Raw genomic sequence first — 20,415 nt, forward strand, 5'->3', positions numbered from 1 at the left:
GCCGGCGATGGCGTCCGCGAAATCGCCATCGCCGGCAAGCCGGCTCCTACAAAACCTCTAACAAGACAGTCTCCACCACCGGGAGTCGAAACATGCAGCGTTCCATTGCCACCGTGTCCTTGAGCGGTACCCTGCCGGAAAAACTCGAAGCCATTGCCGCCGCCGGTTTCGACGGGGTGGAGATTTTCGAGAACGACCTGCTCTATTACGACGGTAGTCCTCGGGAAATTAAACAGATGTGCGCCGATCTCGGGATCGCCATCACGCTGTTTCAACCGTTCCGCGATTTCGAAGGCTGCCGCCGCGACCGCCTGCCGCGAAATCTGGAGCGGGCCGAGCGCAAGTTCGACCTGATGCAGGAACTGGGCACTGACCTGGTGCTGGTGTGCAGCAACGCTTCCGCCGATTCCGTGGGTGATGAGCAAATCCTCGTCGACGACTTGCGCCTGTTGGCCGAACACGCCGGTGCGCGTGGCCTGCGAATCGGTTACGAGGCGTTGGCCTGGGGCCGGCACGTCAACACCTGGCAACAGGTATGGAACATCGTTCGCCAGGCGGACCACCCAAGTCTGGGCGTGTTGCTGGACAGTTTCCACACGTTGTCGCTCAAGGGCGATCCGAGTGCCATCGCCGACATTCCCGGCGAGAAAATTTTCTTCGTGCAAATGGCCGACGCGCCGATCCTGGCCATGGACGTGCTGGAATGGAGCCGGCATTTCCGCTGCTTCCCGGGGCAGGGCGAATTCGATTTGCCGGGGTTCCTCGCGCCGATCATCAAAAGTGGCTACACCGGGCCGTTGTCGCTCGAAATCTTCAACGACGGCTTCCGCGCCGCACCGCCACGGGCCAACGCCGCCGATGGTTTGCGTTCGTTGCTGTACCTGGAAGAGAAGACCCGCGAGCGGCTGGCGCAGGAAACCAAACCTGCGGCCAGCCCGGACATTCTGTTCGAGACGCCGAAGGCCAGTGAATACAACGGCATCGAATTTCTTGAGTTCGCCGTGGACGAAAGCCTCGGCGCCAGGCTTTCTCATTGGCTGGAACGGCTGGGCTTCGTCAAGGCCGGTCAACACCGTTCAAAAAGCGTGAGCCTGATGCGTCAGGGTGACATCAACCTGATTCTCAACTCCGAGCCCTACTCGTTTGCCCACAGCTTTTTCGAAGCTCATGGCCCGTCGCTTTGCGCCACTGCGGTGCGGGTCAATGACAGCGCCAGCGCGCTGGCCCGGGCCGTGGCTTACAAAGGTCAGCCCTATCGCGGACTGGTCGGCCCCAATGAGCTGGAACTGGCTGCGGTGCGCGCGCCGGATGGCAGCCTGATTTACCTGGTGGACCAGGACGCCGACGTCTACGGCACCGACTTCAATCTGCAACCGACGGAAACGGCCAGCGGTGGCCTCAAGCGCATCGACCACATGGCCATGGCGTTGCCGGCCGACAGCCTCGACAGTTGGGTGCTGTTCTACAAAAGCCTGCTGGATTTCGAAGCTGATGACGAGGTGGTGCTGCCCGATCCGTATGGTCTGGTGAAGAGCCGGGCGCTGCGTAGCCGCGACAGTTCGATCCGCTTGCCGCTGAACATTTCCGAGAACAGAAACACCGCGATCTCACACGCGCTGTCGAGTTATCGCGGCTCCGGTGTGCATCACATCGCGTTTGACTGCGACGATATCTTTGCTGAAGTCCGTCGGGCCAAGGAGGCGGGCGTACCGCTGCTGGATATCCCGCTCAACTATTACGATGACCTGGCGGCGCGGTTCGATTTCGACGACGAATTCCTCAGCGAACTGGCTTATTACAACGTGCTCTACGACCGTGATGCCCAGGGCGGTGAGTTGTTCCACGTTTACACCGAGCCGTTCGAAGGGCGGTTCTTCTTTGAAATCATCCAGCGCAAGAACGGCTATGCCGGTTACGGCGCGGCCAACGTGGCGGTGCGGCTGGCGGCGATGGCCAAATCCCGTAGCGGCGCCATTCGTCAGGCGAAGTTGTAGCAATTTCGTAAACGCGAGGTTAAACCGCTGCCGCGCGGCTTCCTTCACTGTGCCGTGCGGCTCATAATCGCCAGCCTGTGCAGTGATGGCCGTGAGCCCGCAATGACAATGACATCAGAACTCTCCGTAGCGCCCGACGAACCCTTGGCCGAGCCACGCAAGAGTCGCAAGAACAACCCGGAAAAGACCCGCGAGAACATTCTTCAAGAGGCCATTGTAGAGTTCGTCCAGCAGGGGCTTTCCGGCGCTCGCGTCGATGCGATCGCCGAGCGTATCCACACCTCCAAACGCATGATCTATTACTACTTCGGCAGTAAGGAACAGCTCTACATCGAGGTGCTGGAGAAACTCTACGGCGATATCCGCAGCACCGAAAACCGCCTGCACCTGGCCGAACTGGCGCCGGTGGAGGCGATTCGGCGGCTGGTGGAATTCACCTTCGATCACCATGATCGCAATGTCGATTTCGTGCGCATCGTCAGCATCGAGAACATTCACAACGCCGAATTCGTGAAGCGCTCCGATGCGATCAAGGCGATGAACAACACCATTCTTGATTCACTGGGCGTGATATTGCGTCGCGGGGTTGAAGAGGGTGTGTTCCGGGCGGGGCTTGAGCCGCTGGATGTGCATCTGTTGATCAGTTCGTTCTGTTTCTATCGCGTGTCGAACCGCCATACATTTGGTGAGATTTTTCAGATCGACCTGCCTGACGAAAGCATCAAGCAGCGTCATCGGGAGATGATTTGCGAGTCGGTGTTGCGATACCTGCAGGCCTGACGCCTTCGCGGGCAAGCCTCGCTCCTACAGGTTTTACGTTGATCTGTAGGAGCGAGGCTTGCCCGCGAAGCTTTTCAGCTATTCATACTTTGAAAATGCGCCAGCATTCGCTGCGCATCCGGCACCACGCCGCTGAACAATTCAAACGCCTTCACCGCCTGAAACACCGCCATGTTGCCGCCATCCAGTGTCCGGCATCCCAAGGCGCGGGCGTTGCGCAGCAGTTCGGTTTCCAGCGGGAAGTACACGATCTCCGCCACCCACAACTGTGGCCTTAGCAACTCCACCGGGACCGGCATGCCAGGCAGTTTTTTCATGCCCATGGGCGTGGTGTTTACCAGGCCGTCAGCCTGAGCCAGCGTGTTCGGCAAATCATGACCCGCCACGGCTCGGCCAGCGCCGAAATGCTGATTGAGATTGTCTGCCAGACTTTGCGCGCGACTGATTTCCACATCGAAAATGCTCAGCCGCTGTACGCCTTCGCTCAACAGCGCGTGGGCCACTGCCGCCCCGGCACCACCGGCGCCCATCTGGACGACACGCTCAAGGGCAACGCCCTGCAAGCCACGGCGAAAACCTTCGGCAAAACCCAGGCAATCGGTGTTGTGGCCGATGCGTTTACCGTCCTTCAACACCACCGTATTCACCGCGCCGATACCGCGGGCTTCCGGCGACAATTCGTCGAGCAGCGGGATGATCGACTGCTTGCACGGAAAGGTGATGTTCAGGCCAGTGAAGTTCATACGTTCCGCCGCCATCAACAGGTCGGGGAGGGCGCTGCTGTCGAGTTTCAACTGATCGAGATCGATCAGGCGGTAGAGGTAACGCAAACCCTGGGCGTCGCCTTCATGTTCATGCAGTGCGGGCGTACGGGACGCCTGAATGCCGGCGCCGATCAGCCCGGCCAGTACCGCGTAGTTCTGAGTCACGGCGTTCACCCTTTCAAGCGCAGGCTGAAATGCTCCAGCGCCAGGCGATAGCCGTGGCTGCCGAAACCGGCCATTACTGCGGTGGCAATGGCTGAAACAAAGGAGTGGTGGCGGAAAGGTTCACGAGCATGGACGTTGGACAGGTGGACTTCGATCACCGGCAATTCGCTGGCGACCAGGGCGTCACGAATGGCGACCGAGGTGTGAGTCCAGGCGGCGGGGTTGATGACGATCCCGGCGCAACGGCCGCGGGCGGCATGAATCCAGTCGAGCAGTTCGCCTTCATGGTTGGTCTGGCGAAACTCCACCGCCAGGCCGAACTCTTCGGCGGCCCGGCCGCACAACGCTGCGATATCCGCCAGGGTTTCGTGGCCGTAGGTTGCCGGTTCACGGGTGCCGAGCAAGTTCAGGTTCGGGCCGTTGAGCACCAGAACGATAGGGTTCATCAGGGTCTCTCCACATATTATTTTTGGCATGGGCTGATGCTTCAGCCTGTGGAGATAAATTGTACTAGATGGTTAATTTGGTCAATTGAACAGGCGCCGAGACGGAGGTTTGTGTGCGGTGATCGGACGGTTTCGGCATCTCAACGCGGCAAATGCTCGATCAGGAAATCAATAAACGCCCGTAATCGCAGAGGCACATGGCGGCTTTGCGGGTAAAGCAGGGTGAATGGTCGTGACCGTCCGCCGTAAGGTTTGAGGATTTCCACCAGCGAGCCATCGGCCAGCTCTTTTTCGACGATAAAACGATAAGTCTGGAAGAGCCCCGCCCCATGTTTGGCCAGCGTCACACCGCCCAGCACGTCGTCGGAACAACTGAGATCGCCCTCGGCGAGGATTTCGCGCTGCACGCCATCGTCGTTGAACAGCCAGGCAATCCGCCGACCGCTGCTGGGCAAATCGTACTGGATGCATTCATGATTTTTCAGGTCATCCAGGGTTTGCGGCGTGCCCGCGCGGTTCAGGTAATCGGGGCTGGCGATCATCACCAATTGCGCGTCCTCCAGTTGCCGGGCGATCAGCCCGGAATCCGGAATCGCCCGCACGCGGATGGCCAGGTCATAGCCTTCACCAACGAAATCGATGTTGCGATTGCTGATGTGCGACTCGACTTTCACCTGCGGAAAACGCTCCCGAAACGCCGGCAGCAACGGCAGGATCCGGTGATGCGCATACGTCGTGGGAATACTGATGCGCAAGGTGCCGGAAGGCTCTTGCTGCTGGCCCATCACTTCGCGCTGAGCCTCGACCAATTGCGCCAGCGCCTGACGACATTCTTCGTAATACCGGCGCCCGCTATCCGTCAGTTTGACGCTGCGAGTGGTGCGCGCGAACAGCCGCACACCCAGGCGTTCCTCCATGCGCGACACGGACCGACTCACCGCTGCCGGCGTCACGCCAGCGACCAGCGCTGCGGCGGTGAAGCTGCCCGCTTCGGCGGCGAGGCAAAACAGTTCGATGCTGCCGAGCTGAAGATCGTCGAATGTTCGCTGCATGATTGATTACACCGGGGATCAAATGAAGGGCTTGATGCAGTGTTTATCAAATTGGTGAAAGGATTGCTTACCATTTTTGCAGCGTATCGCCATGCCCGATGCGAGTTGGAACGCTAGCCTCAAGTTCGGGAGATAACGTGCAGGCTTGCACCGGTTATCGGATTTTCAAGGGAATGACGAGTCATTGGGCTCATTAACCTAACTGATGGGTTAGCATGAAATTGTTCCTCCAGTGCGACCAACATGATTTATTCGGCTTGCTATGAGCCCGAGACGAACAAGACCTTACTGGCGCTGTTTGGCGTTTCGGAGGGTGTGGAGATCAAGTTATGAAATCGATAGAGGCGAAAACACTGGCGGATCGGCCTGTGACAGAGGCCGCGCTGGATATGGCCATCCGTCGTGGGCAAGTGCGCCACAAAGCTGGTTTGCACGTGACGGCCGTGTCCTATGTGGAGCCGTGTCTGGCAGTCAGTTTCGTTGATGGCAGTGGCGTGCTGCTGCCGGTGCAGCACTATCCGGAGTTCAATGGATTCGAGGTCGAGGATTTCGCCGACCTGAAAGTCGGCTTTTCCGGAACCGCCCTCTGCCATGAGGGCAAGGATTTGCATGTATCCATCGCCGGCATGATCTCGGCGAGCAAGCCGCTGATGGACATGGCCGCCTCGGTCATTGCTTCGCGCAATGGTCGCCAAAGCAGCGCAGCCAAAGCGGAGGCTGCGCGGGCCAATGGTCGCAAGGGCGGACGTCCGCGCAAGCCAGAAATCACCGAATGAGCACGCACAAAAAAGCCGTCGAAATGACGGCTGTTTTGTATCGCTCAGCAGCAATCAACGACGGGTCAACAACACCCCGGATTCCATGTGGTGAGTCCACGGGAACTGGTCGAACATTGCGCATTGGGTAATGCGGTGGGTGTCGTGCAACTGGGCGATGTTGGCCGCGAGGGTTTCCGGGTTGCAGGAGATGTACAGGATATTGTCGAAGCGTCGGGTCAATTCGCAGGTGTCCGGGTCCATGCCGGCGCGAGGCGGGTCGACGAAGACGCTGCCGAACTCGTAGCTCTTGAGGTCGATGCCGTGCAGGCGACGGAACGGGCGAACTTCGTTCAGGGCTTCAGTCAGCTCTTCAGCGGACAGGCGCACCAGCGTGACGTTATCCACCGCGTTTTCGCTGAGGTTGCTCAGCGCCGCGTTGACTGAGGTCTTGCTGATCTCTGTGGCCAGCACTTTGCGTACGCGGGTCGCGAGCGGCAGCGTGAAGTTGCCGTTGCCGCAATACAGCTCCAACAGATCGTCGGGACGATCGCCGAGCTCGTCAAAAGCCCAGTTCAACATCTTCTGGTTCACGGTGCCGTTGGGCTGGGTGAACGCGCCTTCCGGCTGACGATAGCTGAACGTGCGGCCACCGACTTCCAGTTTTTCGACCACGTAATCGTGGCCGATCACTTCGCGTTTGCCCTTGGAGCGACCGATCACGCTGACGTTCAAGTCGGCCGCCAGTTTCGACGCCGCCGCGTGCCAGTGTTCATCCAGCGGGCGGTGATAGCACAGGGTAATCATCGCATCGCCGGCCAATGTGGTCAGGAACTCCACCTGAAACAGCTTGTGGCTCAGGGCCGCACTGGCTTTCCACGCGGCCTTGAGCTGCGGCATCAGTTGATTGATGCGCAGGCTGGCAATCGGGAACTCTTCGATCAGGATCGGCGTGCGTTTGTCTTCCTGGGAAAACATCGCGTAGTGACGCTCGCCGGCTTCACGCCACAGGCGGAATTCGGCACGCAGGCGGAAGTTCTTCAGCGGCGAGTCAAATACGGCTGGCTCAGGCGCATCGAACGGGGCCAGCAGGTCGCGCAGGCGCGTGACCTTTTCTTCAAGCTGAACGGTGTAAGCCTGGGAATCAAAAGTCATGCGTTGAACCAACCCAACTTGATCACAAACAGAATCGACAGAATCACCAGCGCCGGGTTCAGCTCACGGCCGCGACCGGACAGCAGCTTGATGGCGGTCCAGGAAATGAAACCGAAGGCGATGCCGTTGGCGATGGAGTAAGTGAATGGCATGGCCAGCGCAGTGACCACGACCGGTGCGGCAACGGTGATGTCGTCCCAGTCTATTTCGGCCAGGCCGGAAGTCATCAGGACAGCGACGAACAGCAGTGCCGGCGCTGTGGCAAATGCCGGAACACTGGCGGCCAGTGGCGAGAAGAACAGCGCCAGCAGGAACAGGATCGCCACCACAATGGCCGTCAGACCGGTGCGGCCGCCGGCGCTCACGCCCGCTGCGGATTCGATATAGCTGGTGGTGGTCGACGTACCCAGCAACGAACCGGCCATGGCCGCGGTGCTGTCCGCGATCAGGGCGCGGCCCATTTTCGGCATGTGGCCGTCCTTGCCCATCAGGCCGGCGCGCTTGGCGACGCCGATCAGGGTGCCGGAGTTGTCGAACAGGTCGACGAACAGGAAGGCGAAGATCACGCTGACCAGACCGATGTCCAGTGCACCCTTGATGTCCAGTTGCAGGAAGGTCGGCGCCAGCGATGGCGGCATCGACATCACGCCGCCGAACGGGGTGAAACCGAGGGCAATCGACGCAATGGTCACGACCAGAATCCCGATCAGCACCGCACCGCGCACGGCGAGGGCTTCAAGGGCAACGATCAGGGCAAAACCCAGGGTGGCGAGGATCGGTGCCGGTTGTTTCAGGTCACCGAGGCCGACCATGGTCGCCGGATTACTGACCACGATGCCGGCGTTGTGCAGGGCGATCAGCGCCAGGAACAGGCCGATACCGGCAGCAATCGCCGAACGCAGCGGCAGCGGGATGCTGTTGATGATCCATTCCCGGATGCGGAAGATCGACAGCAGGAAGAAGCACACTGCCGAGATGAATACCGCGCCCAGCGCCACTTGCCAGGTGTGGCCCATGTGCAGGACCACGGTGTAGGTAAAGAAGGCGTTCAGGCCCATGCCCGGTGCGAGGGCGATCGGGTAGTTGGCGATCAGGCCCATGGTCGTGGAGCCGATGGCGGCTGCCAGACAGGTGGCGACAAACACCGCACCTTTGTCCATGCCGGTCTCGCCGAGGATGCTCGGGTTGACGAACAGAATGTAGGCCATGGCCAGGAAGGTCGTGACGCCCGCAAGAATCTCGGTCCGCACGTTGGTGTTGTGTGCCTTGAGTTGAAACAGCCTTTCCAGCATGTCTGCTCCCCGTGGCGCGCCCGGCGCCGTGAATGTATCGACCTCAACAGCAAAGCACAGACCGCTGCAGGCGCCTGGTAATTTTCTGTGGGTCGGAAAAAGCCGCGCATCATACCAGCCGCGTGGGGTTGTGGCTGCTTATGGTGGTGATCGTCGTCGATGTTTTGCGTTAAAGCCAAGTGCGCCATACTGCGCGCTGGTTTTGGGGGACATGGGGATTGCATGAAAAAGCGTCTGGTTAACGTATTCGCAGTATTGATTGCCTTGATGCTGGGGGCGCAAACCGCCTCGGCTGCCTCGGCGGCGCCGTTGAGCCAAGTCAAGGTGCTCAAGGTCGAGTCGCCAGGCTGTGGGTTTGAAGACATCAGTGAGGGGCAGGAAAAGACCCGCTGCGATCACAGCGGTCCGAGCATCAAGATCTACGTGCTGGAAGTCGGCTATGGTCGCAAGGCGCAAGTCGGGCTGGACGGTTTTGATGTGGACGGCACCCGGACCCCGGTCTGCGCCTTTGATAACGGCAATCTGACCGAATGCACCGTCGGTAGAAAAACAGTCGGCTATCTGTATGTCTTCGATCTGGCCGGCAAGCAGGAAGGCACGTTCACCTTCAGCAACACGTCCATCAACGCACCGGGCAACACGCTCTCGACGCAGCTTTACATCAAGTAACGGCCGGCTCGAACAAGGGTCAGGAAAGCTGACTACGCTTTAAAGATCATTCTGTGGACTGCGCCCATGACCTTTAGAGCCCTGATTACCCTCGCCGAGGGCATCGATGATCTGCAAACCGTGACGCTGATCGATGTGCTGCGTCGCGCCAAGGTTGAAGTGGTGGTGGCCAGCATCGAGGGCCGGCGCATGCTCACCTGTGCCCGCGGCACCCGCGTGACGGCCGATGCAATGCTGGTGGATTTGCTGGCCCAGCCGTTCGACCTGGTCGCGCTGCCTGGCGGTGCCGTCGGCGCGCAACATCTGGCCGGCCATCAACCCTTGCAGCAATTGATCAAGGATCAGGCGGCAGCCGGCCGTCTATTCGCCGGCATCGCGGAAGCCCCGGCCCTGGCACTTCAGGCCTTTGGCGTCCTGCGTCAACGGCGGATGACCTGCCTGCCGACGGCCAGCCATCAACTGTCGGGTTGCAACTTCGTCGATCAACCGGTGGTGGTCGACGGCAATTGCGTGACCGCTCAAGGTTCAGGGGGCGCACTGGAGTTTGCCCTGACACTGGTGGAACAACTTTGCGGTAAGGCCATGCGTGCGACGGTGGCGGGGGAGTTGGTGGTTTAACGAGTGTCAGGCCGTCGTTTCTTCCACTGGCACATGCATGCGATCCCGGTTGGCCAGGGTCGGAAACAGTTTGATCCAGACCCCGGTCACCACCAGCGTGCCGATACCGCCCATGACCACCGCCGGCACAGTGCCGAACCAATGGGCGGTGAGACCGGATTCGAACTCGCCCAGCTGGTTCGAAGCGCCGATGAACAGGCCGTTGACGGCGCTGACCCGGCCGCGCATTTCATCTGGGGTTTCCAGTTGCACGAAGGACGCGCGGATCACCATGCTGATCATGTCTGCTGCGCCCAATACGACCAGCACCGCCAGCGAGAACCAGAATGAAGTGGACAGGCCGAACGCAATGGTCGCGACGCCGAATACACCGACGGCGGTAAACATCACCCGACCGACCTTGCGATCCACGGAGAATCGCGCCAGCCATAGCGACATCAGCAACGCGCCCACTGCCGGAGCCGAACGCAACAAGCCCAGGCCCCATGGACCGGTCAGCAGAATGTCCTTGGCAAACACCGGCAGCAAGGCCGTCGCGCCGCCGAGCAGCACGGCAAACAGATCCAGAGAAATCGCCCCGAGAATATCTGGCCGACTGCGAATGAAGCGGATACCCGCCAGCAGCGAATCCAGGGTGGCCTTGCCTTTGTTCAACGGCGTTTGCCGCGCGGGCAGGTTGAGCATCAGCAGGCAGGCAATCACGTAGAGAATCACGGTCGGGCCATAGACCCAGACGCTGCCAAAGGCATACAGCAAGCCGCCGAGGGCCGGCGCGACGATGGTCGCCGATTGTTGGGCGGACTGTGCAGCGGCAACGGCGCGAGGGAACAGCGCGGAGGGAACGATACTTGGCAGCAGCGCCTGGGTGGTCGGCATCTCGAAAGAACGCGCGGCGCCGAGCAGAAACGCGAGGATGAAGATCATTTCCCGCGTGACATGGCCGGTGGCACCGCCAATCGCCAGGGTCAAGGCAATCAAGGCTTGCAGCGACTGACAGATCGCCGCGACTTTACGCCGGTCATAGCGGTCGGCGACATGCCCGGTGTGCAACATGAACAGCACGCGCGGGGCAAATTCCACCAGACCGACCAAGCCCAGATCCAGCACGTTGCCGGTCAGTTGATAGAGGTTCCAGCCGATGGCCACGGTGAGCATCTGAAAGCCGCTGGCGGTAAATACCCGAGCCAGCCAGAACGCGATGAAAGGGCGGTGATGACGTAACAGCAAAGGCGCTTGGCTGGGCATCGGAGGCAGATCTTGAGCGAGGGGAGGCCCGAGATTATCACCAACCTGTAACCAGAAGTTGCAGAGGCGGGAAATTTAGTTAGCTAGACACCGATCCCGAAAACCCTGAAATCCCCCTGTAGGAGTGAGCCTGCTCGCGATGGCGTCGGTACATCCAACATTAAAGGTGACAGACAGACCGCTTTCGCGAGCAGGCTCGCTCCCACAGGAATGTGTTGCCAGCTATGACTGTGGCTATGAGGCAACCTGTCACGCGGCAAAAGACCACACCGTCCATCGCCAAAAACCGGACTACTCTTTTACCCAAGCTTGATCCAGATCAAGGCCTTTGCGGAATTGATCTGGTGGCCAGATGGCCAGACTCCCTACGTGTGATGTTTGTAAACAGAAGAACGAATTCAAATTCGCCACACTCCTATTCGTGGGGGCCGTGGGTGTAGGCCGCAAGCCTTCAGCCGGTATTACCTGACAGAGGAAGACTTATGTTCGGTTTGGAGGCGCTTGATCTCGCCCGAATTCAGTTCGCGTTCACCATCTCGTTCCACATCCTGTTCCCGGCCATCACCATTGGTCTGGCGAGTTACCTGGCGGTACTCGAAGGCCTGTGGCTGAAAACCAATAACGACACCTACCGCGATCTGTACCACTTCTGGTCGAAGATCTTTGCCGTCAACTTCGGCATGGGCGTGGTCTCCGGGCTGGTCATGGCCTACCAGTTCGGCACCAACTGGAGCCGTTTTTCGGACTTCGCCGGTTCCGTCACCGGGCCGTTGCTGACGTACGAAGTATTGACCGCGTTCTTCCTTGAAGCCGGTTTCCTTGGGGTCATGCTGTTCGGCTGGAACAAGGTCGGGCGCAATCTGCACTTCTTCGCCACGGTCATGGTCGCCATCGGCACGCTGATCTCGACCTTCTGGATTCTGGCGTCCAACAGCTGGATGCAGACCCCGCAGGGTTTCGAAATCGTCAACGGCCAGGTCATTCCAACCGACTGGCTGGCGGTGATCTTCAACCCGTCGTTCCCGTACCGTCTGATGCACATGGCGACGGCCGCGTTTGTCGCGACCGCATTCTTCGTCGGCTCCTCGGCGGCCTGGCATTTGCTGCGCGGCAAGGACAACCCGGCGATCCGTACCATGCTCTCGATGGCCATGTGGATGGCCTTGATCGTCGCGCCTATTCAGGCGGTCATCGGTGACTTCCACGGTCTCAATACGTTGAAGCATCAACCGGCGAAAATCGCCGCGATCGAAGGCCACTGGGAAAACCACGGCGATGAACCGACCCCGCTGATCCTGTTCGGCTGGCCGGACATGAAAGAAGAGAGGACCAAGTTCGCCGTCGAGATTCCGTACCTGGGCAGCCTGATCCTCACGCACTCGCTGGACAAACAGGTGCCGGCGCTCAAGGAGTTCCCGCCGGAAGACCGGCCGAATTCGACCATCGTGTTCTGGTCGTTCCGGATCATGGTCGGCTTGGGCATGCTGATGATCTTTACCGGTCTGTGGAGCCTGTGGCTGCGCAAAAGCGACAAGCTGTATACCTCGCGACCGTTCCTGTACCTGGCATTGTGGATGGGGCCGTCCGGCTTGATCGCGATCCTCGCCGGTTGGTTTACCACTGAAATCGGTCGTCAGCCTTGGGTCGTCTACGGCCTGATGCGCACGGCGGATGCGTCTTCCAATCACAGCTTCATGCAGATGAGCATCACGCTGATCCTGTTCGTCGTGGTCTATTTCGCGCTGTTCGGTGCCGGTCTTGGCTACATGATGCGCCTGGTGCGCAAAGGGCCGAAGATCGACGAAGGCAAGGAAACCAACGACGGTGGTCCCGGCCAGAAACGCACACCGGCGCGTCCCCTGTCTGCGGCTGACGATGATGGCGCCGAAAACGACCACAGCCCCAGCCTGACCAAGGAGATTTGAGTCATGGGTATTGATCTTCCGCTGATCTGGGCCGTGATCATCATCTTCGGCATCATGATGTACGTGGTCATGGACGGCTTCGACCTGGGGATCGGGATTCTCTTCCCGTTCATTCCGGGCAAGACCGACCGTGACGTAATGATGAACACCGTCGCACCGGTCTGGGACGGCAATGAGACCTGGCTGGTGCTGGGCGGTGCGGCGCTGTTCGGCGCCTTCCCGCTGGCGTATTCGGTGGTGCTCTCGGCGCTGTACCTGCCGCTGATTTTCATGCTGATCGGGCTGATCTTTCGCGGCGTGGCGTTCGAGTTCCGCTTCAAGGCCAAGGACGACAAGCGCCACCTCTGGGACAAGGCGTTCATTGGTGGCTCCATCGCCGCGACCTTCTTCCAGGGTGTCGCATTGGGTGCGTTCATCGATGGGCTGCCGGTCGTCAACCGTCAGTTCGCCGGCGGATCACTGGACTGGCTGACGCCGTTCACGATGTTCTGCGGCGTGGCGTTGGTGGTGGCTTATGCGCTGCTCGGTTGCACTTGGCTGATCATGAAAACCGAAGGCAAGTTGCAGGAGCAAATGCACAACCTGGCGCGGCCGCTGGCGTTCGTGGTGCTGGCGGTAATTGGTATCGTCAGCATCTGGACGCCGCTGGCTCACGCGGAAATCGCCGCGCGCTGGTTCACGTTGCCGAATCTGTTCTGGTTCCTGCCGGTGCCGATTCTAGTGTTGGTGACCATGTACGGCTTGATCCGCGCTGTGGCTCGCAATGCTCACTACACGCCGTTCCTGCTGACGCTGGTGCTGATTTTCCTCGGCTACAGCGGTCTGGGCATCAGCCTGTGGCCGAACATCGTGCCGCCGTCGATCTCGATCTGGGACGCCGCCGCACCGCCGCAAAGTCAGGGCTTCATGCTGGTTGGCACCTTGTTCATCATCCCGTTCATCCTGGGTTACACCTTCTGGAGCTACTACGTGTTCCGCGGCAAGGTCACCCATGAAGATGGTTACCACTAATCCTGTAGGAGCCGAGCTTGTTCCGGGCGGCGCTCCGACGATGGCGTCATCACAGACGCCATCAACCTTGAAGAGGAGGTCTTGAACGCCATGACTGGTAAACACACTTTGGAAGAAATTCAGGCGGCAGAGAAAAAGCCGCTCTGGCAGCGGCTCGGCTGGCTGGCGATGATCTGGGCCGGCAGCGTGGTGGCGCTGTTCATCGTTGCGAGCCTGATGCGCATGTTCATGAATGCCGCAGGCCTGTCGACCCACTGAACTCGCAAAATCCCATCCCGATGCCTTGCGGCACGGATTTACAACCCTCCTGCGCTGGAGGGTTTTTTTTGCCCAGGATTATTTTCGGGCTTTGAGGATCACGAACTTCGGCGTGGCGGCCACTTGTTCGACGCCACGGAACAACCGCGCCAGTTTGCTGTGATAACCCAGATGACGGTTGCCGACGATGTACAGCGCGCCGCCGACCACCAGCGCTTCGCGCGCTTGCTGGAACATCCGCCAGGCGAGGAAGTCGCCCACGACTTGTTGCTGGTGAAACGGGGGGTTGCACAGCACCACGTCCAGTGACTGCGGTTCCTGTCCGGCCAGACCATCCCCAGCACGCACGATCACGTCCCGGTCACCCAGCGCCGCGCGCCAGTTTTCGGCGGCCGATTGCACGGCCGTGAAGGATTCGTCCACCAGCGTGTAGTGTGCCTGCGGGTTTTGCAGAGCGCTGGCAATGGCCAACACGCCGTTGCCGCAGCCCAGATCAGCGACCCGTGCCGCGCCGAGGTTTGTCGGCAAGTGCGGCAAAAAGGCTCGGGTACCGATATCCAGCCCCTCGCGACAGAACACATTGGCGTGGTTGAGCAGTTCAATCGCCGGCGCATCGAGCCGATAGCGAGTCGGGTAGGGCGACGTCGCGGGGGCTTTCGCTTCAGCGGTGGCCATCAACAGCCGAGCCTTTTTCACCGCCAGCGAGGCTTGAACCGGACCGATGTAGCGCTCCAGCAAATCCCCGGCGGCGCGTGGCAGATGCTTGATCATGGCGCCGGCAATCACTTGGGCGCCGGGCGCCAATTGGCTTTGCAGACGGATCAGTTGTTCCTCCAGCAAGGCCAGGGTTTTCGGCACGCGGATCAGGACCCGATCAAACGGGCCGCTAAACCCTTCGCTGGCAGGCACGCGAGGCACGGCATCAAATGCCTGAGCGTTACGGATCAGATTTTTTTCCAGGCCCTGAAAGGCCAGGAACGAGTCGCCGCTGCTGGTCACCTGAACCTTGCCCGCGAGGCTGGCAGCCAATGCGCCAAAGCTGTCATTGAGCACCAACACTCGAGTGTTCGCGCCCGGTTGTTGGTCGGCCAGGTGATTGAGCAGATATTCGTCGGCGGCATCAAACGCTTGCAGCGGTTCGTTCTGCTGTTCTGGCTGGCGGATCAGGTCGAGGCGGGCGAAGGGTGTTTCGAGCAAAGGCATGGGGCGGGGCTCTGGGTAAATCAACGGGTATCCCGCGGCCCAGGGGCGTTGTAGCGGGCGAGACTGTCCGAGTGCACTGCGTCGTGAAGCTTCACACGTCAACACTCAGGAGGAATCGCAAATGGTACGTTACTCGCAGGTTTTAATCGATCAACGTGTCAAGGTGCTTTTGAGGTAGCCGGCCTTGATCGCGGCGATGATCGCGGCAATCTTGTTGCTGACCCCGAGTTTACAAATCACGCTTTGAATGTGGAAATGGATGGTCCGTGCGCTCAGATTGAGAATTCGTGCGCTTTCTTCAGCTGTTTTACCGGCTGCCGCCAGTTCCAATACGTCGATTTCCCTTGGAGTTAACTGCGGAGCAGGCTGTTTCAGCATTTTCCTGGGCAGCGATTGTGCGATCAACGCATGAAGATGACGGCACATGAATACCGAGAAACCGAGATTTTCATACAGCTCCAGGACCGTGATCGGACAATGGCTCCTGGCCAGGCTCAGAATGCTGCACAGGCCGCTATCTTCGTCATGCAGCGATTGTGACCAGCCGTGCTGCAAACCTTGTGCTTCAAGGGCCTCCCACAGTAAAGGAGCCTTGGAAAAAAGATTTTCGCTCCACAGGATTGGCAGCATAGAGTGATTGCAATGAGCTACTAACGGATCAATCGAGCTTAAATTTTTTTGTTCATACTCCTTGTTCCAACTGGTTGGGTAATTGTTGTGTTGGATAGTATTGAATTGGTTGTTTTTTGTTTGATAAGTAGTTGAAAAAGCGAAAAATTTAAACCCGATATTTTTCGCGAATTCAAGTGCGATCGGGTACGCGGCATCCATATGCTTCGTGCTCGATAGTTGGTTGAGTTGTGACTCCTTCCACCGCTCCATCATGTATCTCCAATTTGAATCTACTGGGGTGCTGTTTGGATCCGAGATCAAGCACGAGCCGAGTGTAGGATGAATCCTACATTCAGGTGAGACTTTTTCGCTTTACCAGGCGTTAAAAAATAAATATCAAGATCTAATAGGGTGTTTAAACATATGACCGATTTTGAATGTCGAGTTTAATTTCATAGATAGTTATTTTTAACTGAATGGTACGTATAGAAATAAAATACTATTTGTAATGTTCAGCTCGACAACCGCATTAAAGGCACTACAAATCGTCGGTGTTTGTTTCCCATGCTTTGCGGGACACTGGACGCAATCTGTTGAATGGAGCGCCCCATGACTGCCAGTGCAGAAAAATTCACGCGCCAGACCCTGCTCGACGTCAAGCCGTTGACCCCGAACCTGTTCACCCTGCGCACGACGCGGGATCCGGGTTTTCGTTTTCGTGCAGGGCAATTCGCCCGGCTGGGCGTGACCAAGGCTGACGGCAGCGTTGTTTGGCGTGCCTATTCCATGGTCTCTTCGCCTTACGACGAGTTCCTCGAATTCTTTTCCATCGTGGTGCCGGGGGGCGAGTTCACCAGTGAGCTGAGCCGGCTGGGCGTCGGCGATACACTGCTGGTTGACCGCCAGGCCTTTGGTTACCTGACGCTTGACCGCTTCATCGATGGGCGGGATCTCTGGTTGTTATCCACAGGCACGGGCGTGGCGCCGTTTCTGTCGATCCTGCAGGACTTCGAGGTCTGGGAGAAATTCGAGCGAATCATCCTGGTCTACAGCGTGCGCGAAGCCCGGGAGCTGGCGTATCAGGAGCTGATCGCGGAGTTGGTGCAGCGTGACTATCTGGCCGAGTACGCGCACAAGTTTCAGTACATTGCCACCGTCACCCGCGAGCAGCATCCAGGCGCCTTGAATGGCCGGATCACCACCTTGATAGAGAGTGGCGAACTGGAGCAGGCGGCAGGCGTGGCACTGACGGCCGAGCATGCGCGGGTCATGCTGTGTGGTAACCCGCAGATGATCGATGACACGCGAAAACTGCTGAAACAGCGTGACATGCACTTGAGCCTCAGCCGACGCCCCGGGCACGTTGCGGTGGAAAATTACTGGTAAAAAAACGGCGCCACGAAGGCGCCGTTTTTACCTGCATCCGATCATTAAGGCCGATTGTTCTGGGCCTTCAACAGATCGCGAATCTCACCCAACAGCTCTTCTTCCTTGGTCGGAACCGGCGGCAGGGTGGGCGCAACGGCCTCTTCGCGCTTCAAGCGGTTGATGGCTTTGACGCCCATGAAAATCGCGAATGCGACGATGATGAAGTCGATCATGCTCTGGATGAATTTGCCGTACGCCAGCACCACTGCGGGGGCGTCGCCGCTGGCGGCCTTGAGCGTAATGGCGAGATCACTGAAATCCACCCCACCGATCAGCAGGCCGATAGGCGGCATGACCACATCGCCGACAAACGACGAAACGATCTTGCCGAAGGCGGCACCGATGATGATACCGACGGCCATGTCGACCACGTTGCCTTTTACCGCGAAGGCCTTGAACTCATTTAGCACGCCCATAGGTTATTTCCTTGTTACAGATGAGGTTGGTAATGCAGTGTAAATCAGCCAAATGGTTCTTGCCCGAAACAACTGCTTACAGCGCTTGCCTGCTATCGACCGAGGCAACGGTAAAAAGTTTTCAAAATGCCATCACTGATGCGCAGGTCTGCGTGTTCCAGGCTTGCTTTCGCTATCCATCTGAGGTGGCGTTGTTCGTCATTCAGCGATGGAGGTGGTGGTTGTCATTAAAGGTGTGTGCGTCTCAGGAGTGACTTATTGAGAGTAGTGGGAGTGTGCGCAATAAGTTTTACAGTGCTGCATTTCAGGTGTCAGTTCTCGGCTAAAAAGTAGTGGCCGGAAAAACACAGGGTGCACGATGTCATAAAGCCATTTATTTGATTCTCTGTATTAAATTATTTATTTTTGGATGATGTTGTACATTAAATTTTTAGAGTGCTATGGCGTGTATAGCTTTGTGGGGGCTTATTTTGAGTTTGACAGTGTTATTTGAGTGGTGCGTTGTACAAGTTATTCCAGTTGCAACACTGTAGGTGTCTCGAGAACCGAATAAGTTGCAGCGAATCTCCATTGAGTAACTCCGTCGCACTGATCCAGTCCAGCTGAGCTATCATCGCGGTTTTTGCCGGGAGTTCAGATGGCCAAGGCCAAGCGCATGTACGGCTGCACCGAGTGCGGCTCAACCTTCCCCAAGTGGGCCGGCCAGTGCGGCGAATGCGGGGCCTGGAACACGTTGACCGAAACCATGGTCGAGAGCGGCGGTGCCGCAGCTCCCAGCGGTCGCACCGGCTGGACCGGCCAGCAGGCGCAGATCAAGACCCTGGCCGAAGTCAGTGTTGAAGAAATACCACGTTTTTCCACCGCCTCCAGTGAGCTCGATCGCGTCTTGGGTGGCGGACTGGTGGATGGTTCGGTGGTGCTGATCGGCGGTGATCCGGGCATCGGCAAATCAACCATCCTCTTGCAAACCTTGTGCAACATCGCCAAGAGCATGCCGGCGTTGTACGTCACGGGCGAAGAGTCCCAGCAGCAAGTGGCCATGCGCGCCCGACGCCTGGGATTACCGCAGGATCAACTGCGGGTCATGACCGAAACCTGCATCGAAACCATTATCGCCACCGCCCGGGTCGAAAAGCCCAAGGTCATGGTGATCGACTCGATTCAGACGATTTTCACCGAGCAGCTGCAATCGGCACCGGGCGGCGTGTCCCAGGTGCGGGAGAGCGCGGCGTTGCTGGTGCGTTATGCCAAACAGAGTGGCACAGCGATTTTCCTGGTTGGCCACGTGACGAAAGAAGGTGCGCTGGCCGGTCCTCGCGTGCTGGAGCACATGGTCGATACCGTGCTGTATTTTGAGGGCGAATCCGACGGTCGCTTGCGCTTGCTGCGGGCGGTGAAGAACCGTTTTGGCGCGGTCAACGAACTGGGCGTGTTCGGCATGACCGACAAGGGTTTGAAAGAAGTCTCCAACCCTTCGGCGATTTTTCTCACTCGTGCACAGGAAGAAGTCCCGGGCAGTGTGGTCATGGCAACGTGGGAAGGCACCCGACCGATGCTGGTGGAAGTTCAGGCGTTGGTGGATGACAGCCATCTGGCCAACCCGCGTCGGGTCACGTTGGGGCTGGATCAGAACCGACTGGCGATGTTGCTGGCGGTTCTGCATCGACACGGCGGCATTCCGACCCACGACCAGGACGTGTTCCTCAACGTGGTGGGCGGCGTGAAGGTGTTGGAAACCGCTTCCGACCTGGCGCTGATGGCGGCGGTCATGTCCAGCTTGCGCAACCGGCCATTGCCCCATGACCTGCTGGTGTTCGGCGAAGTCGGTTTGTCTGGCGAAGTGCGTCCGGTGCCGAGTGGGCAGGAACGCTTGAAGGAGGCCGCCAAGCACGGTTTCAAGCGGGCCATCGTGCCCAAGGGCAATGCGCCGAAGGAGTCTCCACCGGGATTGCAGATTATTGCCGTGACCCGCCTCGAACAGGCCCTCGACGCATTGTTCGAATAACCCCAATCCTTGTAGGAGCCAGCTTGCTGGCGAAGGGGCCTTGAGTTGTTCTTGAGGCCGCCTTCGCCAGCAAGCTGGCTCCTACAAAGGGAGGTTCACACCTCTATAAGTGCGCCCAATTCGCGCTCCAGCTCCTGCGGATCCCCCAGATTGAGCTCGATCAATCGCCGCAGGCGTTCTATGGATTCCAGGCTGATGTATCGGCAAACGAATCCCAAATGGCGAGGATCATCGTGCGTCAGTTGCACATCCATCTTGATGTCAACGTCGTTGCTGAGATGAATGTCGACGGAAAAGATCTTTTCCGGGTCGCCCAGCCACGGCTCGGGCCGCTCGATCAATATTCCCTTGAGCGACAGGTCGATAAGCTTCGCTGGCCAGATGAATTCCCCTTGGCAAAGCTCGGTTTTGGCATCGAACGCGATACGTTTGAAGCGGCGGCGATTGGCAGGGTGTTCGCTCATGGCTTATTCCTCTTAATGTCCGCTGACTATAGACCCGCATTGTCAAAGCCTGCCAGCCGACACAGGCGTCTAGACCAATGTCGGGTATGGCCTTTGCCGTCAGGAGAGCTAAACTCGGGGTGGCTGTCTTTCTTGTCCACCCTGGCTGGAATAAAAAA

The 20,415-nt window shown here is 58.7% G+C and carries 20 protein-coding genes; 10 read left to right on the forward strand and 10 right to left on the reverse strand.

Features of this window, described 5'->3' with window-relative positions; all coding sequences use genetic code 11:
- The first annotated feature begins 92 nt into the window (after nt 1-92).
- Both quiC and KGB24_RS19300 read left to right on the forward strand, forming a co-directional pair.
- Nucleotides 93-1,994 (forward strand): 3-dehydroshikimate dehydratase QuiC, encoded by a 1,902-nt coding sequence (gene quiC, locus KGB24_RS19295; RefSeq protein WP_223415828.1) that lies wholly within the window; start codon nt 93-95, stop codon nt 1,992-1,994.
- Between the two features lie 102 nt (nt 1,995-2,096).
- Nucleotides 2,097-2,774 carry a TetR/AcrR family transcriptional regulator gene (locus KGB24_RS19300; RefSeq protein WP_192228022.1) on the forward strand — a complete coding sequence of 226 codons (678 nt, stop codon included), beginning with the start codon at nt 2,097-2,099 and terminating at the stop codon, nt 2,772-2,774.
- A 74-nt stretch (nt 2,775-2,848) separates the two neighbouring features.
- Here the strand turns inward: KGB24_RS19300 and KGB24_RS19305 are convergent, their stop codons facing one another.
- The 3 genes from KGB24_RS19305 to KGB24_RS19315 all read right to left on the reverse strand — a co-directional run bounded on the left by KGB24_RS19305 (nt 2,849) and on the right by KGB24_RS19315 (nt 5,201).
- Entirely contained in the window at nt 2,849-3,703 is an 855-nt protein-coding gene (locus KGB24_RS19305) for a shikimate dehydrogenase (protein WP_223415827.1), read from the reverse strand.
- 5 nt (nt 3,704-3,708) lie between these two features.
- Complete coding sequence (gene aroQ, locus KGB24_RS19310; protein WP_008028918.1) at nt 3,709-4,149, reverse strand: type II 3-dehydroquinate dehydratase; 441 nt, start codon at nt 4,147-4,149, stop codon at nt 3,709-3,711.
- A gap of 140 nt (nt 4,150-4,289) precedes the next feature.
- On the reverse strand, nt 4,290-5,201 hold the full coding sequence (locus KGB24_RS19315; RefSeq protein WP_223415826.1) for a LysR family transcriptional regulator: 912 nt from the start codon (nt 5,199-5,201) through the stop codon (nt 4,290-4,292).
- Between the two features lie 329 nt (nt 5,202-5,530).
- Between KGB24_RS19315 and KGB24_RS19320 the strand changes: the two genes are divergently transcribed.
- A complete protein-coding gene (locus tag KGB24_RS19320; RefSeq protein WP_223415825.1) occupies nt 5,531-5,977 on the forward strand; it encodes a DUF2442 domain-containing protein in 447 nt (148 codons plus the stop codon).
- A 54-nt stretch (nt 5,978-6,031) separates the two neighbouring features.
- Here KGB24_RS19320 and trmA read toward each other — a convergent pair whose 3' ends face one another.
- Both trmA and KGB24_RS19330 read right to left on the reverse strand, forming a co-directional pair.
- Nucleotides 6,032-7,111 (reverse strand): tRNA (uridine(54)-C5)-methyltransferase TrmA, encoded by a 1,080-nt coding sequence (gene trmA, locus KGB24_RS19325; protein WP_223415824.1) that lies wholly within the window; start codon nt 7,109-7,111, stop codon nt 6,032-6,034.
- Nucleotides 7,108-8,403 carry an NCS2 family permease gene (locus tag KGB24_RS19330; protein WP_008028910.1) on the reverse strand — a complete coding sequence of 432 codons (1,296 nt, stop codon included), beginning with the start codon at nt 8,401-8,403 and terminating at the stop codon, nt 7,108-7,110. Before KGB24_RS19330 ends, trmA begins: the two co-directional genes overlap by 4 nt.
- 222 nt (nt 8,404-8,625) lie before the next feature.
- Between KGB24_RS19330 and KGB24_RS19335 the strand changes: the two genes are divergently transcribed.
- Nucleotides 8,626-9,072: a DUF4879 domain-containing protein gene (locus KGB24_RS19335; protein WP_223415823.1), complete on the forward strand. Its 447-nt coding sequence runs from the start codon at nt 8,626-8,628 to the stop codon at nt 9,070-9,072.
- Nucleotides 9,073-9,138: 66 nt separating this feature from the next.
- Nucleotides 9,139-9,690 (forward strand): DJ-1 family glyoxalase III, encoded by a 552-nt coding sequence (locus tag KGB24_RS19340; protein WP_008028906.1) that lies wholly within the window; start codon nt 9,139-9,141, stop codon nt 9,688-9,690.
- A 6-nt stretch (nt 9,691-9,696) separates the two neighbouring features.
- Here KGB24_RS19340 and KGB24_RS19345 read toward each other — a convergent pair whose 3' ends face one another.
- On the reverse strand, nt 9,697-10,935 hold the full coding sequence (locus tag KGB24_RS19345; RefSeq protein ID WP_008040294.1) for an MFS transporter: 1,239 nt from the start codon (nt 10,933-10,935) through the stop codon (nt 9,697-9,699).
- A gap of 482 nt (nt 10,936-11,417) precedes the next feature.
- On the opposite strand from KGB24_RS19345, the gene KGB24_RS19350 reads away from it, so the two are divergent.
- The 3 genes from KGB24_RS19350 to KGB24_RS19360 all read left to right on the forward strand — a co-directional run bounded on the left by KGB24_RS19350 (nt 11,418) and on the right by KGB24_RS19360 (nt 14,129).
- Nucleotides 11,418-12,860 carry a cytochrome ubiquinol oxidase subunit I gene (locus tag KGB24_RS19350; RefSeq protein WP_008040295.1) on the forward strand — a complete coding sequence of 481 codons (1,443 nt, stop codon included), beginning with the start codon at nt 11,418-11,420 and terminating at the stop codon, nt 12,858-12,860.
- A 3-nt stretch (nt 12,861-12,863) separates the two neighbouring features.
- Entirely contained in the window at nt 12,864-13,871 is a 1,008-nt protein-coding gene (gene cydB, locus KGB24_RS19355) for a cytochrome d ubiquinol oxidase subunit II (protein ID WP_008028900.1), read from the forward strand.
- A gap of 90 nt (nt 13,872-13,961) precedes the next feature.
- On the forward strand, nt 13,962-14,129 hold the full coding sequence (locus tag KGB24_RS19360) for a DUF2474 domain-containing protein (protein WP_008028899.1): 168 nt from the start codon (nt 13,962-13,964) through the stop codon (nt 14,127-14,129).
- A 78-nt stretch (nt 14,130-14,207) separates the two neighbouring features.
- On the opposite strand, the gene KGB24_RS19365 is transcribed toward KGB24_RS19360, so the two are convergent.
- Together KGB24_RS19365 and KGB24_RS19370 are read right to left on the reverse strand one after the other, a co-directional pair.
- Nucleotides 14,208-15,332 (reverse strand): methyltransferase, encoded by a 1,125-nt coding sequence (locus KGB24_RS19365; RefSeq protein ID WP_223415822.1) that lies wholly within the window; start codon nt 15,330-15,332, stop codon nt 14,208-14,210.
- A gap of 150 nt (nt 15,333-15,482) precedes the next feature.
- Nucleotides 15,483-16,214 carry a helix-turn-helix transcriptional regulator gene (locus tag KGB24_RS19370; RefSeq protein WP_008028896.1) on the reverse strand — a complete coding sequence of 244 codons (732 nt, stop codon included), beginning with the start codon at nt 16,212-16,214 and terminating at the stop codon, nt 15,483-15,485.
- A 339-nt stretch (nt 16,215-16,553) separates the two neighbouring features.
- On the opposite strand from KGB24_RS19370, the gene KGB24_RS19375 reads away from it, so the two are divergent.
- A complete protein-coding gene (locus tag KGB24_RS19375) occupies nt 16,554-17,330 on the forward strand; it encodes a ferredoxin--NADP reductase (RefSeq protein ID WP_223415821.1) in 777 nt (258 codons plus the stop codon).
- A 44-nt stretch (nt 17,331-17,374) separates the two neighbouring features.
- Here the strand turns inward: KGB24_RS19375 and mscL are convergent, their stop codons facing one another.
- Complete coding sequence (gene mscL / locus KGB24_RS19380) at nt 17,375-17,788, reverse strand: large-conductance mechanosensitive channel protein MscL (RefSeq protein ID WP_008028892.1); 414 nt, start codon at nt 17,786-17,788, stop codon at nt 17,375-17,377.
- A 637-nt stretch (nt 17,789-18,425) separates the two neighbouring features.
- Between mscL and radA the strand changes: the two genes are divergently transcribed.
- Nucleotides 18,426-19,793 (forward strand): DNA repair protein RadA, encoded by a 1,368-nt coding sequence (gene radA / locus KGB24_RS19385; RefSeq protein ID WP_223415820.1) that lies wholly within the window; start codon nt 18,426-18,428, stop codon nt 19,791-19,793.
- 95 nt (nt 19,794-19,888) lie between these two features.
- On the opposite strand, the gene KGB24_RS19390 is transcribed toward radA, so the two are convergent.
- On the reverse strand, nt 19,889-20,257 hold the full coding sequence (locus tag KGB24_RS19390) for a PilZ domain-containing protein (RefSeq protein ID WP_223415819.1): 369 nt from the start codon (nt 20,255-20,257) through the stop codon (nt 19,889-19,891).
- Between the last annotated feature and the right edge of the window lie 158 nt (nt 20,258-20,415).

Source organism: Pseudomonas sp. BF-RE-25, assembly GCF_019956105.1.
Lineage (GTDB): Bacteria > Pseudomonadota > Gammaproteobacteria > Pseudomonadales > Pseudomonadaceae > Aquipseudomonas > Aquipseudomonas migulae.

What these genes read in the sequence shown, in the direction of transcription:
- quiC (WP_223415828.1), top strand. Translation starts at nt 93, where the DNA reads ATGCAGCGTTCCATTGCCACCGTGTCCTTGAGCGGTACCCTGCCGGAA.
- KGB24_RS19300 (WP_192228022.1), top strand. Translation starts at nt 2,097, where the DNA reads ATGACAATGACATCAGAACTCTCCGTAGCGCCCGACGAACCCTTGGCC.
- aroQ (WP_008028918.1), bottom strand. Translation starts at nt 4,149, where the DNA reads ATGAACCCTATCGTTCTGGTGCTCAACGGCCCGAACCTGAACTTGCTC.
- KGB24_RS19315 (WP_223415826.1), bottom strand. Translation starts at nt 5,201, where the DNA reads ATGCAGCGAACATTCGACGATCTTCAGCTCGGCAGCATCGAACTGTTT.
- KGB24_RS19320 (WP_223415825.1), top strand. Translation starts at nt 5,531, where the DNA reads ATGAAATCGATAGAGGCGAAAACACTGGCGGATCGGCCTGTGACAGAG.
- trmA (WP_223415824.1), bottom strand. Translation starts at nt 7,111, where the DNA reads ATGACTTTTGATTCCCAGGCTTACACCGTTCAGCTTGAAGAAAAGGTC.
- KGB24_RS19330 (WP_008028910.1), bottom strand. Translation starts at nt 8,403, where the DNA reads ATGCTGGAAAGGCTGTTTCAACTCAAGGCACACAACACCAACGTGCGG.
- KGB24_RS19335 (WP_223415823.1), top strand. Translation starts at nt 8,626, where the DNA reads ATGAAAAAGCGTCTGGTTAACGTATTCGCAGTATTGATTGCCTTGATG.
- KGB24_RS19340 (WP_008028906.1), top strand. Translation starts at nt 9,139, where the DNA reads ATGACCTTTAGAGCCCTGATTACCCTCGCCGAGGGCATCGATGATCTG.
- KGB24_RS19345 (WP_008040294.1), bottom strand. Translation starts at nt 10,935, where the DNA reads ATGCCCAGCCAAGCGCCTTTGCTGTTACGTCATCACCGCCCTTTCATC.
- KGB24_RS19350 (WP_008040295.1), top strand. Translation starts at nt 11,418, where the DNA reads ATGTTCGGTTTGGAGGCGCTTGATCTCGCCCGAATTCAGTTCGCGTTC.
- cydB (WP_008028900.1), top strand. Translation starts at nt 12,864, where the DNA reads ATGGGTATTGATCTTCCGCTGATCTGGGCCGTGATCATCATCTTCGGC.
- KGB24_RS19360 (WP_008028899.1), top strand. Translation starts at nt 13,962, where the DNA reads ATGACTGGTAAACACACTTTGGAAGAAATTCAGGCGGCAGAGAAAAAG.
- KGB24_RS19365 (WP_223415822.1), bottom strand. Translation starts at nt 15,332, where the DNA reads ATGCCTTTGCTCGAAACACCCTTCGCCCGCCTCGACCTGATCCGCCAG.
- KGB24_RS19370 (WP_008028896.1), bottom strand. Translation starts at nt 16,214, where the DNA reads ATGGAGCGGTGGAAGGAGTCACAACTCAACCAACTATCGAGCACGAAG.
- KGB24_RS19375 (WP_223415821.1), top strand. Translation starts at nt 16,554, where the DNA reads ATGACTGCCAGTGCAGAAAAATTCACGCGCCAGACCCTGCTCGACGTC.
- mscL (WP_008028892.1), bottom strand. Translation starts at nt 17,788, where the DNA reads ATGGGCGTGCTAAATGAGTTCAAGGCCTTCGCGGTAAAAGGCAACGTG.
- radA (WP_223415820.1), top strand. Translation starts at nt 18,426, where the DNA reads ATGGCCAAGGCCAAGCGCATGTACGGCTGCACCGAGTGCGGCTCAACC.
- KGB24_RS19390 (WP_223415819.1), bottom strand. Translation starts at nt 20,257, where the DNA reads ATGAGCGAACACCCTGCCAATCGCCGCCGCTTCAAACGTATCGCGTTC.